The sequence below is a fragment of the Cellulomonas carbonis genome (genome assembly GCF_014636275.1).
GTDB classification, from domain to species: Bacteria; Actinomycetota; Actinomycetes; order Actinomycetales; family Cellulomonadaceae; genus Actinotalea; species Actinotalea carbonis.
On record NZ_BMEB01000004.1, the window covers coordinates 194,869 to 208,895 of the forward strand.

The window sequence follows — 14,027 nt, forward strand, 5'->3', positions numbered from 1 at the left end:
TCAGGCCCCCGTGGGCTCGAACGCGTACCCGACGCCGTGCACCGTCCGGATGAGGTCCGCCCCGAGCTTGCGGCGCAGGGCCTTGACGTGCGAGTCGACCGTCCGCGTCCCGCTCGCGTCGACCCAGTCCCAGACCTCCGCGAGGAGGCGCTCGCGCGTGAGGACCGTCCGGGGGCTCGTCGCGAGCGCAACGAGGAGGTCGAACTCGGTCGGTGTGAGGTGCACGTCCTGACCGCCGCGCGACACGCGCCGCTGCGCACGGTCGACGACGACGTCGCCCACGACGAGCGCGGGCGTCGGCGAGGCGGCGCCCGCGAGCTGCGCGGACCGCTCGACGCGGCGCAGCAGGGCACGCGTGCGGGCCACGAGCTCGCGCATCGAGAAGGGCTTCGTCATGTAGTCGTCCGCACCGACGCCGAGGCCGACGAGCAGGTCGGTCTCGTCGTCGCGCGCGGTGAGCATGAGGACCGGCACCGGGCGCGCGGCCTGGATCCGGCGGCACACCTCCAGGCCGTCGAGGCCGGGGAGCATCACGTCGAGGACGACGACGTCCGGCGTGAGCCGCGCGGCCGCGGAGACGCCCGAGGGGCCGTCGGAGGCGACCTCGACACGCCAGCCCTCGGCGGCCATGCGGTGCGCGATCGCGGTCGCGATCGCCGGCTCGTCCTCGACGACGAGGACGACGGCGGCCTTCCCGTCCGCTGCGGGAGTCTCGGCTTCGGCTGCGGGCATGGGGTCATCGTGGCACGCGTCCGTTATGCTCCCTGCCACCATGGCCAGCTCAAGTAGCGGCCGGTACCGGTCTCCCGGTACCGGCTCGCCCCAGGTCCCCGAGCGGCTCGCGCGATGACGGTCGACGCGCTGCTCATCCTCCTCGGCGTCGCGCTGACGGCCGGGACGGCGGTCTTCGTCGCCGCCGAGTTCGCGCTCGTGACCCTCGACCCCGGCCTCGTCGACCGTCAGGTCGCGGCCCACGACGACCGGCGCTCACGCTCGGTCCGTGCGGCGCTCGCGCACCTGTCGACGCAGCTCTCGGGTGCGCAGGTCGGCATCACCCTGACGACGATCCTCCTGGGCTACACGACCCAGCCGGCCCTCGCGCGGCTGCTCGGGGGGCCCGTCTCGCAGGGGCCCTGGGACGAGGCCGCGGCGGCGGGTGTCGCGGCGACCGCGTCGATCCTGCTCGTCAACGGCTTCTCGATGCTCTTCGGCGAGCTGGTCCCGAAGAACCTCGCGCTCGCCCGCCCGCTCGGGACGGCACGTCAGGTGGCGCCCCTCCAGCGGGGCTTCACGGCCGCCCTCAAGCCGCTCATCGTGGCGCTCAACGACAGCGCGAACGCCCTCCTTCGCGCGGTCGGCGTCGAGCCGCGCGAGGAGCTCTCGGGCGGGCGCTCGGCGCAGGAGCTCGCGGCCCTCGTGCAGCGCTCGGCCGAGGTCGGCACGCTCGACGTCGGGACCGCGCGCCTGATCACCAACTCGATCGAGCTCGAGGAGCTGACCGCGGCGGACGTGATGACGGACCGGACGCGCATGGAGGTCGTGCACCGCGAGGACACCGCCGCCGACGTCGTCGCGCTCGCGCGCCGCACGGGACACTCGAGGTTCCCCGTGATCGACGCGTCGCACGACGACGTCGTGGGCCTCGTCCACCTCCGCCGGGCGATCGCCGTCCCGTGGGAGCGGCGGCCCGAGGTCCCGGCGGCCGCGCTGATGGACGACGCGCCTCGGGTGCCCGAGACCGTGCGCCTCGGCCCGCTCCTGGTCGAGCTGCGCGGGCTCGGCCTGCAGATGGCGCTCGTCGTCGACGAGTACGGCGGCACGGCGGGCGTGGTCACGCTCGAGGACCTCGTCGAGGAGCTCGTCGGCGAGGTCGCGGACGAGCACGACCCGCGCCGTACGGGCGTGCGCGCGGCGGCGGACGGCTCGTGGAGCGTGCCGGGCCTCCTGCGGCCCGACGAGCTGCTCGAGTCGACGCACGTCGTCGTCCCGCAGGACGGGCCCTTCGAGACGCTCGGCGGGTTCGTCATGGCCGAGCTCGGGCGGGTGCCGCGACCGGGCGACGTCGTGCGGACCGGGCCCGTGACCCTCACGGTCGAGGCCATGGACGGTCGGCGGGTGGACCGGCTGCGCGTCCGCGTCGACGTCGAGGCGGGGGAGGGCGGCAGGTGAGCACCGGGGCAGCGCTCGCGGTCGGCCTCGTCCTGCTCGCCGTCAACGCGTTCTTCGTCGGGGCGGAGTTCGCGGTCATCTCGGCCCGACGCAGCTCGATCGAGCCGCTCGCGGCCGGCGGGTCCCGGCGCGCGCGCACCGTGCTGTGGGCGATGGAGCACGTGTCGCTCATGCTCGCGTGCGCGCAGCTGGGCATCACCGTCTGCTCGACGTCGCTCGGCATGGTCGCCGAGCCCGCGATCGCGCACATGCTCGAGGGGCCCCTCCACTCGGCGGGCCTGCCCGTGGCCCTCGCGCACCCCGTCGCGGTCGTCGTCGCGCTCACGGTCGTCGTCTACCTGCACGTGGTCCTCGGGGAGATGGTGCCCAAGAACCTCGCCGTGGCGGGCCCGGACCGGGCCGTGCTGTGGTTCGGGCCGCCGCTGGTCCTCGTCGCGCGCGTCGTGTCGCCCGTGATCACGGCGCTCAACTGGCTCGCCAACCACGTCCTGCGCCTGGTCGGCGTCGAGCCGCGGGACGAGGTCGCGTCGGCGTTCACGGCCGAGGAGGTCCAGTCGATCGTGCGCCGCTCGCAGGACGAGGGCCTGATCGAGGACGCCCAGGGGCTGCTCACGGGGGCGATCGAGTTCAGCGACCGGACCGCGCGCGACGTCATGGTGCCGCTCGGTGGTCTCGTGTCGCTGCCGCTCGGGTGCAGCGTCGAGGACGTCGAGCGTCAGGTCGCCCGCACCGGGTACTCGCGATACCCGGTGCTCGACGAGGCGGGGCTGCCGCTCGGGTACCTGCACCTGAAGGACGTCCTCTACGCCGACGTCGCGGACCGTGCGCTGCCCGTCCCGTCCTGGCGCGTCCGCACCCTGGCGAGCGTCGCCCCCGGCGACGAGGTCGAGGACGTCCTCGCCGCGATGCAGCGCACGGGGACGCACCTCGCCCGGGTGGTGCAGGAGGGGACCGTCGTCGGCGTCGTGTTCCTCGAGGACATCCTCGAGGAGCTCGTCGGTGAGGTCCGCGACGCGATGCAGCGGCGCGCAGGACGCTGACCGGGCGCTGACCAGGGCGCTCGTCCCGCTGGCGTCCGCCCGGGCGGCCCTCGGGCCGGCCGACGGCCGCGCACGCGGCGGCCCGGGTGACCCCTGTCACCCCGTCGTGGGACCTTCGGGACTTGGTCGACGCGGTCGGCCTCCGTTACTGTTCCGTGACCGCAGTCGAGGGCGCGCCGCAGAGGCCGTCGCCCCGGCGGGTCGCCCCCCTGGGCCCTTCGAGGGCCGTGTCCTTGCTCGTGCCGCGTGCGCGCGGCTGCGTCTCGGAGGTGTCGTGGAGCCAGAGCAGGTGCGCTCGTCGGCCACTCCGGCGACCTCACGGCGCGAGCTCCACCGTGCGGGCGACGCGGCTCGACGCCAGCGCTCGACGCGCTCCGCGCGGTCCACGACGGCCCTCGGCCGATGGGCGCCCCGCGGTGCGGTCCTGGCGGCGCTGGCCGCCGCGACCATCGCGTTCCCGGTCGCCGACGCGACCTTCACGACGCAGGACGCGCCCGAGGGCGTCACGCCGGTCGCCGCCGCCGTCGGCCTGCCGACCGCGTACGAGGTGCTCTCGTCCACCACGGTCGGGACGACGCCGACGACGCTCCTGGCGGCCGCTCCCGGCCGTGCGGTGCTCGCGGACGTCGCGAGCCGCTCGGTCGAGCGCGAGCCGCTCCCCGGCTGCGACGGGCTCGCGCGCACGGACGGCGCCAACGGCCAGATCGCCTCGTCGGACCTGTGCGTCCTGTGGGACCCCGCGCAGTCGCTGCGCGGGGACGCCGCGGTCGCGCTGTCCGAGCTCAACGCGAACTACCGTGCGGCGTTCCGACGGGACCTGTGCATCACCGACTCCTACCGCCCGCTGGCCGTCCAGCGCCGGCTCGCGGTGACCAAGCCGGGCCTCGCCGCGACCCCTGGCCGCTCGAACCACGGCTGGGGTCTCGCGATCGACCTGTGCGCGACGGAGACGAACAGCTCCGACGTCATGGCGTGGCTGCGGGCGAACGGCCCGACCTACGGCTGGGACAACCCGCAGTGGGCCCGCCGCGGCGGTTCGGGGCCGTACGAGCCGTGGCACTGGGAGTACGTCCCGGGAACCACGGCGCTCGGCACCAACTGGGACTGAGCCCGGACGCGGCCCAGCGGGCTGCGGCCTCTCCGCACGAGCGGGCTGCGCCGTCGGCGCCCCGAACGCGCTGCGCCGTCGGCGCCCCAACGCGCTGCGCCGTCGGCGCACGAACCGCCCAGGACGACGCGAGGGGGCCGGTCCATCAGGACCGGCCCCCTCGTGCGTCCGGCGAGGGTCGTGCCCCGCCCGCGGCGTCGCGACGCTCAGAGGAGCGCCGCACCCCAGGTGACCTCGTGCGACTCGCCCGGCGCGAGGCGCACGAGCCGGTCGCCGGTGCGGAACGCGTCGGCCACGCAGCTCTGCGGCTCGGCCGCGAGGCCCGTGCGGCGCCACTCGACGACCCCGAGGTGGTCGCCGGTGCAGGCCTGCCACGTGTCCATCGACTCGTCCATCCAGACCGCGGCCGTGCGGCCGTCGCCGCCCGTCAGCCGGATCCAGGACAGCCCGTCCTCGTCGCGGAGCACGTCGACGAACGCGTCGTCGAGGTCCACCTCGTCCGCGCGCCGCGGCGTGCGGAGGTCGTACTGCCCGTCGACCGCGGCCGTGCCGGTCGGCAGGAGCCGGTCGTCGACGGTCACCCGCGACGCGGCGTCGATGCGGATCGTGCACTCGTCGAGCGAGCCGGCACCCGGGGAGAGCCACGGGTGGAAGCCGATCCCGTACGGCGCGGCGGTCGCGCCGAGGTTCGTGGCGACGGCCTGCACGTGCAGCCCCGCGGCCGTGAGCCGGTACGTGACCTGCATGAGGAGGTCGAACGGGTAGCCGCCGCTCGGCGCGAGACGCAGCTCGAGCGTGACGGCGTGGCCGTCGCGGTGCGCCGCGTCGTCCACCTCGACGACCTGCCAGCGCTGCCACATCACCAGTCCGTGGAGCGCCGTGCCGCGCTCGGGCTCGGTGATGTCGAGCTGGTGCTCGACGCCCTCCCACGTGTAGCGGCCGTCGCGGATGCGGTTGGGCCAGGGCGCGAGGACCGCGCCGTGACCGGCCGGCGCGTAGGTGTCCGCGGGGAACGGGGTGAAGACGTCGCGGCCGCCGACGGCGTAGCGGCGGACCTTCGCGCCGACGTCCGTGACGGTGGCCTCCTGGTCGCCGAGGACCAGCTCGATCTGGTGCCCGGACAGGGGCGCAGGGGTCGTGGAGGAGAAGGTGGGGTTCACGACGCCACGCTACTGGTGGCGTGCGCTCAGGAGGTGCTCGGCACGTCGTCGAGGTCGCCCCGGATGCGCTCGATCTCGTCCGACAGCCGACCCACGGCGTCACGCACCGCACCGTTGGTCCCGGACGCGAGCTCCTCGAGGCGCGCACGAGCGTCGTCGAGCGCCTGACGCGCCCGCTCGACCTCCTGCTGCGCCTCGGGCGAGAGGTCCTGCTCGGCGTCCTCGAGCGCGCGGCGTGCGTCCTCGACGGCGGTCTCGGCCTCGGCGAGGGCCTGCTCGCCCTCGGTCCGCAGGCCGTCGTCGGACAGCTCCTCGAGCGAGCCCCGCAGCTCGTCGGCGGCGCCGCGGGCGTCCTCGGCCGCCGTCTCGACCTGCTCGCGCACGCCGTCGAGGTCGAGCCCGCCCTCCGCGGTGCAGCCGGCCGCGAGGGTCGCGGTCACCGCGACGGCGACCAGGGCCCGGGAGGCCGGGACCGCGCGGGAGGTGAGCGGGGCCTGGGTCGTGTGGCGGGTGGGCCGTCGGGTCATGGGGCGCTCCGTGGCGTCGGGGTCGGCGCGGGTCGGCCGGCGTCGTGGCGGGTCGTCACCGCCCAGTCTGCCGCGTCACCGTCCTCGTCGTCCGCCGACGACGAGGACGGCCCCGGTCACCGCGCGTCGCGGTGGCCGGGGCCGTCGGGTCGGGTCGGCCCGCGCGACCGGGCCGACCCACGGAGGTCAGGCGGTCGTCGTCTCCTGGGCGGGCGACTCCGCGTCCTCCGTCGCGCGCCGGGAGCGCACGTCCTGCAGCGACGTCCCGAAGTACGCCGCGGTCATGAGGTCCTTCATGTCGTCGAGCATCGGCATGCGCGGGTTCGCGGGCGCGCACTGGTCCTCGTAGGCACGCATCGCGAGGTCGTCGAGCTTGCCGATGAAGGCGCGCTCGTCGACGCCCTGCGCCTGGAACGAGCGCGGGATGCCGACGGCGTCGCGCAGCTCCTCGACGGCCCGGGCGTAGGACTCGACGCCCTCCTCGGGGGTCGAGGCCGGCAGGCCGAGGGACTTCGCGATCGCCTGGAAGCGCTCGGGTGCGACGTAGTACTCGTACTTCGGCCAGCTCGTGAGCTTGGTCGGGACGCTGCCGTTGTACCGGATCACGTGCGGCAGGAGCGTCGCGTTCGTGCGCCCGTGGACGAGGTGGAACGTCGACCCGATCGTGTGCGCCATGGCGTGCACGATCCCGAGGAACGCGTTGCCGAAGGCCATGCCGGCGATCGTGCCCGCGTTGTGCATCTTCTCGCGTGCGGCCACGGCGACCTCGCCGCCCTTCACGGACGCCTCGAGGTTCTCGAAGATCAGGCGGATGGCCTGGAGCGCCATGCCGTCGGTGAAGTCGTTGGCGTACACCGACACGAACGCCTCGGTGGCGTGCGTGAGCGCGTCGAAGCCGGAGTCGGCCGCGAGCGACGCCGGCATCTTGCCGGTGAGCGCGGGGTCGATGATCGCCACCGTCGGCGTGAGGGCGTAGTCCGCGAGCGGGTACTTGACGCCCGTGTCCTGGTCGGTGATGACCGCGAACGGGGTCACCTCGGCGCCGGTGCCGGACGTCGTCGGGATGCAGACGAGCTTGGCCTGCGCGCCGAGCGTCGGGAACTTGAACGCGCGCTTGCGCACGTCGAAGAACTTCTCCCGCATGTCGGCGAAGACGACCTCGGGGTGCTCGTAGCGCAGCCACATGACCTTGGCGGCGTCCATGGGCGAGCCACCGCCGAGCGCGATGATCGTGTCGGGCTTGAACTCGCGCATGCGCTCGGCACCGCGGTCGACGGTGCGGATGCTCGGCTCGGGCTCGATGGTGTCGAGGATCTGCAGCGCGACCTTCTCGGGCCGCCGCGCGAGCACGTCGAGGATCTTGTCGACGAAGCCGAGCTTGGTCATCGTCTCGTCGGTGACGATCGTGACGCGGTGGACGTCGGGCATGTCCTCGAGGTAGCGGATCGCGTTCGGCTCGAAGTACGTCTTGGCCGGGACCTTGAACCACTGGAGGTTGTTGTTGCGCCGTCCGATCCGCTTGATGTTCACCAGGTTGACCGCCGAGACGTTGTTGGACACGGAGTTGGCGCCGTACGACCCGCAGCCGAGCGTCAGCGAGGGGATGAACGAGTTGTAGATGTCGCCGATGCCGCCCTGCGACGACGGCGAGTTCCAGATGATCCGGACGGCCTTCATGCGGCTGCCGAACTCCTCGACGAGCGCCTTGTCCTCGGAGTGGATCGCGGCGGAGTGGCCCAGGCCGTCGAACTCGACCATGCGCTCGGCGAGCTGCATGCCGTGCTCGGTGGTCTCGGCGCGCAGGACGGCGAGGACGGGGCACAGCTTCTCGCGCGTGAGGGGCTCGGCGGGGCCGACCCCGGACACCTCGGCCAGGATGATCGAGGTGTCGGCGGGCACCGTGAAGCCGGCCTGCTCGGCGATCCACACCGGGCTCTGCCCGACGACGGCCGCGTTGAGCTTCGCGCCGGCGCAGTTCGCGGAGTCGGCCTCGACACCGAAGATGAAGCGCTCGAGCATCGCCTTCTCGTCGGGCGTCGCGCGGTAGGCGTGCAGGCGGTCGAACTCGGCCATCGCGTCGTCGTAGATCTCGGCGTCGAGGATGACGGCCTGCTCGGACGCGCAGACCATGCCGTTGTCGAAGCACTTGGACATCACGACGTCGTTGACGGCCCGCTTGAGCTTGGCCGACCGCTCGATGTACGCGGGCACGTTGCCGGCGCCGACGCCCAGCGCGGGCTTGCCGCACGAGTAGGCGGCGCGGACCATCGCGTTGCCGCCGGTCGCGAGGATCAGCGACACGCCGGGGTGGTTCATGAGCTGGTTGGTCGCCTCGATCGACGGCTGCTCGACCCACTGGATGCAGTGCTCGGGGGCACCCGCGGCGACGGCTGCGTCGCGCACCACGCGGGCGGCTGCGACGGACGACTGCTGCGCGGACGGGTGGAACGCGAAGACGATCGGGTTGCGGGTCTTGAGCGCGATGAGCGACTTGAAGATCGCGGTCGACGTCGGGTTCGTGACGGGCGTGATGCCGGCGACGACGCCCACGGGCTCGGCGATCTCGACGATGCCGTGCAGGTCGTCGCGACCGACGATGCCGACGGTCTTGAGTCCGGCCATCCGGTGGGTCACGTGCTCGCACGCGAAGATGTTCTTGACTGCCTTGTCCTCGAAGACGCCGCGGCGGGTCTCCTCGACGGCGGCCTTCGCGAGGTGGCCGTGCTGGTTGAGGGCCGCGACCGACGCCTTGCGGACGATCTGGTCGACGTCCTCCTGCGTGAAGGTCGCGTACGCGGACAGCGCCTTGAGGGCGTTCGCGACGAGGCCGTCGATGGCGGCGCCGGGCGTGGCCGGCACCTCGGTCTGGGTCGTACGGGCGGATCGGCTCACGGGAAGCTCCCGGTCGTGTCGCAGGTTCTCGGTGGGTGGATCGCCGTTGACCCGTTGCCGACGCTAGGTGTGACCGTCGTCGCGACCCTGTGCCGAAGGTCCCGATCGGGTGACGAGCGGCGTCCGTGGCGGGCCCGCGGGGCGCCCGACGGGACGGAGGTCCCGCCCCCGGGACCACCTCTTGGCACTCGCGGCATGAGAGTGCTAATACAGAGGTGTAGCCGCCGCCCGGGGACGCGGACCGCTCCCGGGTGCGAGGCGCCCCGGAGGGACCGGGGTGCACACAGGAGGAGGTGCACGATGGCTACGCGCTTCGACCCGTTCACCGACACCGCTCGCTGGATGGACCAGCTGCTCGGCACCGCGCGCGAGGCGACCGCCTCGGCGCCGGTCATGCCGATCGACCTGTACCGGTCGGGTGACCACTACGTCATGCACGTCGACCTCCCGGGCGTCGACCCGGGCAGCATCGACGTGGCCGTCGACGACCGCGTGCTCACGATCCGCGCGCAGCGCTCGGGTCGGGGGGAGTCCGACGTGCAGTGGCTCGCACGCGAGCGCACCACGGGCACGTACGTCCGCCAGCTCACCGTCGGACGCGGGCTCGCCCTCGACGCGATCGACGCGACCTACACCGACGGCGTGCTGACGCTCTCGATCCCGGTGGCAGAGGAGGCCAAGCCCCGCCGGGTGGAGATCAAGCACGGCGCCCAGGGCCAGCAGCAGATCGGCTCCACGCACGACGAGCCGGCGGCGACGGCCTGAGACCACGAGGGCCCGGTCCCGGCCGGGTCCTGCCCTCCGCGGTCAGCGCAGGCAGGCCGCCAGGCGACGACCCGCCTCGACGACGAGCGGGCGCGGCATCGCGAGGTTGACCCGGACGAAGCCGCGCCCGGCCTCGCCGCACGCCGCCCCGTCGACGACCGCGACGCCCGTGCGCTCGCGGACCCACCGGGCCAGGTCGTCCGGGACGACCTCGAACGCCGGCCGCAGGTCGAGCCACGCCAGGTAGGTGCCCTCGGGGGGCGTCCAGCGCACCCGCGTGCCGACCGCCTCCGCCAGGCCCTCGGCGAGGGCCGTCCGGTGCTCGCCGAGGACCGCGACGGCGTCGTCGAGCCAGCCCAGCCCGTGCCGGTAGGCCGCGATCGCGGCGGCCACACCCACGGTCGAGGCTCCGTGCGTGGCGACGTGGTCCACGCGCGGCCAGACGTGGACGTCACGGTCGGCGGTGAGCACGAGCTGCGCGCACTTGAGCCCCGGGACGTTCCAGCCCTTCGACGCCGAGGTCGCGGTGACGGCCTGCGACGCCGCGAGGGCCGAGACCGACGCGTACGGGACGTGGCGCCGGCCGTCGTGGACGATGGGGGCGTGCACCTCGTCGGCGAAGACGCGCGCACCCTCGTGCCGCGAGACGACGTCGGCGAGCGCGGCGAGCTCGTCGCGGTCGTGCACGCGGCCCGTCGGGTTGTGCGGGTTCGTGAGGACGACGACGCGACCGCCCGCGCGCAGCGCGTCGTCCACCGCGTCGAGGTCCAGCGCCGCCCGACCGGCGTCGTCCGTGCGCATCGGCACCGGCAGGACCTCGCGGCCCCAGAGGCGCGGTGCGGTCAGGAAGGGCATGTACGCGGGCGTCGGGACGACGACGGGGGCACCCGCGGGGGAGAGGTGCTCGACCGTGACCTGGAGGGCCGTCAGCACGTCGGCGACCGGGTGGACGCGGGCCGGGTCCACGTCCCACCCGTAGCGCTCGGCGTGGAGCTCGGCCGTCGCGGCACCGAGGTCGGCGCGCAGCGCGGGTGGCAGGTAGCCGACGAGCCCGGCGCCGACGGCGTCGCGCGCCGCGGCGAGGACCACGGGCGCCGTGCCGAGGTCCGACTCGGCGACCCAGGCGGCGATCTGCGCGTCGACGCCCGTCCACTTCAGGGAGCCCGCGTCGCGCAGGCGTCCCGCCAGCGTCGACGGGTCGGCGGACGGGTCGGACGTCATGGGCCGACCGTAACCGGACCCTCGCGACCTCAGCGCGTCAGCGCGGGCGAGGCTGGTTGAACCGCAGCTCGTTGCCCGCGGGGTCTCGGAAAGCGCAGTCGCGCACGCCGTACGGCTGGTCCATCGGCTCCTGGAGCACCTCGGCGCCGGCCGCGCGGACCCGCTCGAACGTCGCGTCCACGTCGTCGGTGCGCAGGATGACCCCGCGCAGCATGCCCTTGGCGAGCAGGGACGCCATGGCCTCGCGGTCGGCGGCCGGGGCGTTCGGGTCCGCGAGCGGCGGCTCGAGCACGATGTCGACGTCCGGCTGCGCGGGGGACCCGACGGTGACCCACCGCATGCCCTCGAAGCCGACGTCGTTGCGGACCTCGAACCCGAGCACGTCCCGGTAGAACGCGAGCGCACGGTCGTGGTCGTCGACGGCGATGAAGCACTGGGCGAGGGTGATGTCCATGCCCGTCACGCTAGGGGCGTCGCGTCGGGGCGCGCTTCTTCGTTCCTGACCGGTCTGGTCCCGACCCGGGCGACGCACGCGGGGATGGCGGCGCCCGCCGAGTGGTCGCGCGCGCGGTACGCGCTCGGGCTCTCGCCCACCAGCTCCGTGAACCGCGTGCTGAACGAGCCGAGCGACGTGCAGCCGACCGCCATGCAGACCTCGGTGACGCTGAGGTCACCCCGGCGCAGGAGGGCCTTGGCCCGCTCGATGCGGCGCGTCATGAGGTAGCCGTACGGGGTCTCGCCGTAGGCGGCGCGGAAGCTGCGGGAGAAGTGTCCGGGGGACATGAGCGCCGTCCGGGCGAGCGACGGCACGTCGAGGGGCTGAGCGTACTCGCGGTCGATCCGGTCGCGTGCCCGGCGCAGGCGGACGAGGTCGTCGAGCGTCACGACCCCACGATGGCACCGCGCCCGCGGGAGGGGCACCCCTCGCGCACGCGAGAGGGGCGCCCCCGGTCGGGGGCACCCCTCTCGCTACTGCCGTCCGGCCTGGTCGGAGCCGGCCGCAAGCCGGTCAGGACTGGTCAGAGCCGGTCAGGGGTGGTCGACGTCGCCGCGCCAGCCGCCGGTCTCGACGCCGCGGGACTCGATGAACTCCTTGAACCGCTCGAGGTCCTTCTTGACCTGGCGGTCGTCGACGCCGAGCGCGGCGCCCGCCTTCTCGACGAGCGACTCGGTCTCCCAGTCGATCTGCACCATGACCCGGGTGGTCGTGTCGCTGAGCCGGTGGAAGGTCACCACGCCGGCATGGGTCTTGCCGTCGACGGACGTCCAGGCCACGCGCTCGTCCGGGTGCTGCTCGGTGATCTCGGCGTCGAACTCGCGGTCGACCCCGCCGATCGACGTCTTCCAGTGCGTGAGCGTGTCGCTGACCTGGGTGATGCTGTCGACGCCGCCCATGAAGTGGGGGAAGTCCTCGAACTGCGTCCACTGGTTGTAGACGGTGCTCAGGGGGACCTCGACGTCGATCGACTCCTGCACGCTCGGCATGTCTCGTCTCCTCGTCGGTCGGGGATGTGGTGCGTCATCGCCACGCTAGGTCGGGTCGCGCGGCACCGCGCGTCGAGCCGCAGGGGGCGGGCGAGCGGTCACCCGAGGTCGCGGGTCGTCGCACCCGGTCGGCTCCGGCTGTGCCCGTTCCCGTGCGCTCCGCGGGACTCCGCGGATGCGCAGGTCACGGGGCTGCGGCGGCGCCGCGCGTGCGGCGAACGGGTGAATGTTCACGTTCACAGGCGCCCGACCGTTGCACGGATGTCCGGATTTGTGGCACGGTGTCGGTTGTCAGCGAAAAGGGCAAACCCACCGTGAGGTGGGGACGCAAAGCCAACGGGACCCTTCGGGTCGGCCGGGCTCACCGAACGACGAACGGAGTGGCGCCATGTCGCCTCAGATCTCTCAGCAGGACCGTACCGACGCCCCCGGCGCGCTGCTCACGCCCGCCGAGGTCGCGAGCATGTTCCGGGTCGACCCGAAGACCGTGACGCGCTGGGCCAAGGCCGGCAAGCTCTCGGCGATCCGGACGCTCGGCGGGCACCGCCGCTACAGCGAGGCCGAGGTCCGCGGCCTGCTCCACGGCGTCCCGCAGCCGCGCGACGCCGAGGTCTGACCCTCTGACGAAGCCCCCGCCGGTCACACCGGCGGGGGCTTCGTCGTGCCCGGGGCTGTTCCCGGACCCGTCGGGGCTCCTACGGACGTCGACAGGAACGCCGTCGGCATCGCCCCGACCTGGCCCGCTGCAGCCGCAGCGCCCACCCTGCGCCGTGAGCACGTCCTGACGACGACGAAGCCCCGGTCACCTTGGGGTGACCGGGGCTTCGCTCTGTGCCCGCGGCAGGAATCGAACCTGCGGCCTTCTGCTCCGGAGGCAGACGCTCTATCCCCTGAGCTACGCGGGCGGGGCGCGCAGAACACTACCAGCCCGGCGGGACGCATCGTGCCCGCCACCCGCCCGCGTCAGGGGAGGTGGACGTCGCCGATGAGCTCGCTGAGGTAGTCGGTCACCTCGCGGATCGCCGCGTCGGCGTCGCCCGCGGCGATGGCCTCGACCAGCTCGTGGTGCGAGTCGTCGTCGTGGGCAGGGTGCTCGAAGTTGAACCGGATGTTCTCGGTGATCGCGTCGAGCAGGTTCTCGTACAGCGCGAGGAGCACGGGGTTGCCCGACGCCCGGGCGATCGTGCGGTGCAGGACCAGGTCCGCGTCGACCATGTGCTCGAGGTCGCCGCCCGCGAACGCGTCCGCGCGGCGGTCCCTCAGGTCGCGCAGCTCGACGACCTGCTCGGGGGTCCGTCGCAGCGCCGCGAGCCGCGCCGCCTCGACCTCGAGGCTGCGCCGGACCTCCAGCACGTCGCGCTGGTGGGCGCCCGCGATCTGGCGCCCCATCGCGTTGCCGAGCTCGGAGTTGGAGATCACGTACGTCCCCGAGCCCTGGCGGCGCTCGAGCATCCCGGCGTGCACGAGGGACTGCACGGCCTCGCGGACGGTGTTGCGGCCGACCCCGATCAGCTCGGTCAGCTCCGGCTCGGCGGGGATCCGGGTCCCGACCTCCCACGCGCCCGACGTGATCTGCTGACGCAGCCGTCCGACGGCGAGGTCGATGAGGTTGGTGCGGCGTGTCATCCCGTCTCCGGTCGTGGGGGTGGGAGGCAGTCAA

At 73.7% G+C, this 14,027-nt stretch carries 14 protein-coding genes, 1 tRNA gene and 1 riboswitch; of the genes, 5 read left to right on the plus strand and 10 right to left on the minus strand.

The features are described from left to right. A complete protein-coding gene (locus tag IEV86_RS13245) occupies positions 1–732 on the minus strand; it encodes a response regulator transcription factor (RefSeq protein ID WP_043607091.1) in 732 nt (243 codons plus the stop codon). 114 nt (positions 733–846) lie between these two features. Here IEV86_RS13245 and IEV86_RS13250 point away from each other — a divergent pair, with 114 nt between their 5' ends. The 3 genes from IEV86_RS13250 to IEV86_RS13260 all read left to right on the plus strand — a co-directional run bounded on the left by IEV86_RS13250 (position 847) and on the right by IEV86_RS13260 (position 4,317). After that, positions 847–2,169: a hemolysin family protein gene (locus IEV86_RS13250; protein WP_043607093.1), complete on the plus strand. Its 1,323-nt coding sequence runs from the start codon at positions 847–849 to the stop codon at positions 2,167–2,169. After that, positions 2,166–3,209 carry a hemolysin family protein gene (locus tag IEV86_RS13255; RefSeq protein WP_043607095.1) on the plus strand — a complete coding sequence of 348 codons (1,044 nt, stop codon included), beginning with the start codon at positions 2,166–2,168 and terminating at the stop codon, positions 3,207–3,209. Before IEV86_RS13250 ends, IEV86_RS13255 begins: the two co-directional genes overlap by 4 nt. 274 nt (positions 3,210–3,483) lie before the next feature. Continuing rightward, complete coding sequence (locus IEV86_RS13260) at positions 3,484–4,317, plus strand: M15 family metallopeptidase (RefSeq protein ID WP_052426250.1); 834 nt, start codon at positions 3,484–3,486, stop codon at positions 4,315–4,317. 206 nt (positions 4,318–4,523) lie between these two features. On the opposite strand, the gene IEV86_RS13265 is transcribed toward IEV86_RS13260, so the two are convergent. The 3 genes from IEV86_RS13265 to adhE all read right to left on the minus strand — a co-directional run bounded on the left by IEV86_RS13265 (position 4,524) and on the right by adhE (position 8,896). Beyond that, positions 4,524–5,477, minus strand: a complete 954-nt coding sequence (locus tag IEV86_RS13265; protein ID WP_043607097.1) for an aldose 1-epimerase family protein — start codon at positions 5,475–5,477, stop codon at positions 4,524–4,526. A 26-nt stretch (positions 5,478–5,503) separates the two neighbouring features. Next, entirely contained in the window at positions 5,504–6,004 is a 501-nt protein-coding gene (locus IEV86_RS13270; protein ID WP_052426251.1) for a hypothetical protein, read from the minus strand. Positions 6,005–6,190: 186 nt separating this feature from the next. Then, the gene (gene adhE, locus IEV86_RS13275) at positions 6,191–8,896 is read right to left on the minus strand and encodes a bifunctional acetaldehyde-CoA/alcohol dehydrogenase (RefSeq protein WP_081978762.1); all 2,706 of its coding nucleotides are present in this window, start codon (positions 8,894–8,896) and stop codon (positions 6,191–6,193) included. 300 nt (positions 8,897–9,196) lie between these two features. Here adhE and IEV86_RS13280 point away from each other — a divergent pair, with 300 nt between their 5' ends. After that, complete coding sequence (locus IEV86_RS13280) at positions 9,197–9,661, plus strand: Hsp20/alpha crystallin family protein (RefSeq protein ID WP_043607099.1); 465 nt, start codon at positions 9,197–9,199, stop codon at positions 9,659–9,661. 42 nt (positions 9,662–9,703) lie between these two features. Here the strand turns inward: IEV86_RS13280 and IEV86_RS13285 are convergent, their stop codons facing one another. The 4 genes from IEV86_RS13285 to IEV86_RS13300 all read right to left on the minus strand — a co-directional run bounded on the left by IEV86_RS13285 (position 9,704) and on the right by IEV86_RS13300 (position 12,367). Next, positions 9,704–10,882, minus strand: coding sequence for a MalY/PatB family protein (locus tag IEV86_RS13285; RefSeq protein WP_043607103.1), 1,179 nt, complete (start codon positions 10,880–10,882; stop codon positions 9,704–9,706). A gap of 37 nt (positions 10,883–10,919) precedes the next feature. Next, the gene (locus IEV86_RS13290) at positions 10,920–11,336 is read right to left on the minus strand and encodes a VOC family protein (RefSeq protein ID WP_043607134.1); all 417 of its coding nucleotides are present in this window, start codon (positions 11,334–11,336) and stop codon (positions 10,920–10,922) included. 5 nt (positions 11,337–11,341) lie between these two features. Next, positions 11,342–11,767, minus strand: coding sequence for a helix-turn-helix transcriptional regulator (locus tag IEV86_RS13295; RefSeq protein WP_043607105.1), 426 nt, complete (start codon positions 11,765–11,767; stop codon positions 11,342–11,344). A gap of 144 nt (positions 11,768–11,911) precedes the next feature. Next, positions 11,912–12,367, minus strand: a complete 456-nt coding sequence (locus tag IEV86_RS13300) for an SRPBCC family protein (protein ID WP_043607108.1) — start codon at positions 12,365–12,367, stop codon at positions 11,912–11,914. Between the two features lie 292 nt (positions 12,368–12,659). Further along, positions 12,660–12,736: riboswitch (cyclic di-GMP riboswitch) on the plus strand. 19 nt (positions 12,737–12,755) lie between these two features. On the opposite strand from IEV86_RS13300, the gene IEV86_RS13305 reads away from it, so the two are divergent. Continuing rightward, positions 12,756–12,983 (plus strand): BldC family transcriptional regulator, encoded by a 228-nt coding sequence (locus tag IEV86_RS13305; RefSeq protein ID WP_052426253.1) that lies wholly within the window; start codon positions 12,756–12,758, stop codon positions 12,981–12,983. Positions 12,984–13,199: 216 nt separating this feature from the next. On the opposite strand, the gene IEV86_RS13310 is transcribed toward IEV86_RS13305, so the two are convergent. Both IEV86_RS13310 and IEV86_RS13315 read right to left on the minus strand, forming a co-directional pair. After that, positions 13,200–13,272: transfer RNA gene (locus IEV86_RS13310), tRNA-Arg, on the minus strand. Between the two features lie 58 nt (positions 13,273–13,330). Next, a complete protein-coding gene (locus tag IEV86_RS13315; RefSeq protein WP_043607110.1) occupies positions 13,331–13,993 on the minus strand; it encodes a FadR/GntR family transcriptional regulator in 663 nt (220 codons plus the stop codon). Between the last annotated feature and the right edge of the window lie 34 nt (positions 13,994–14,027).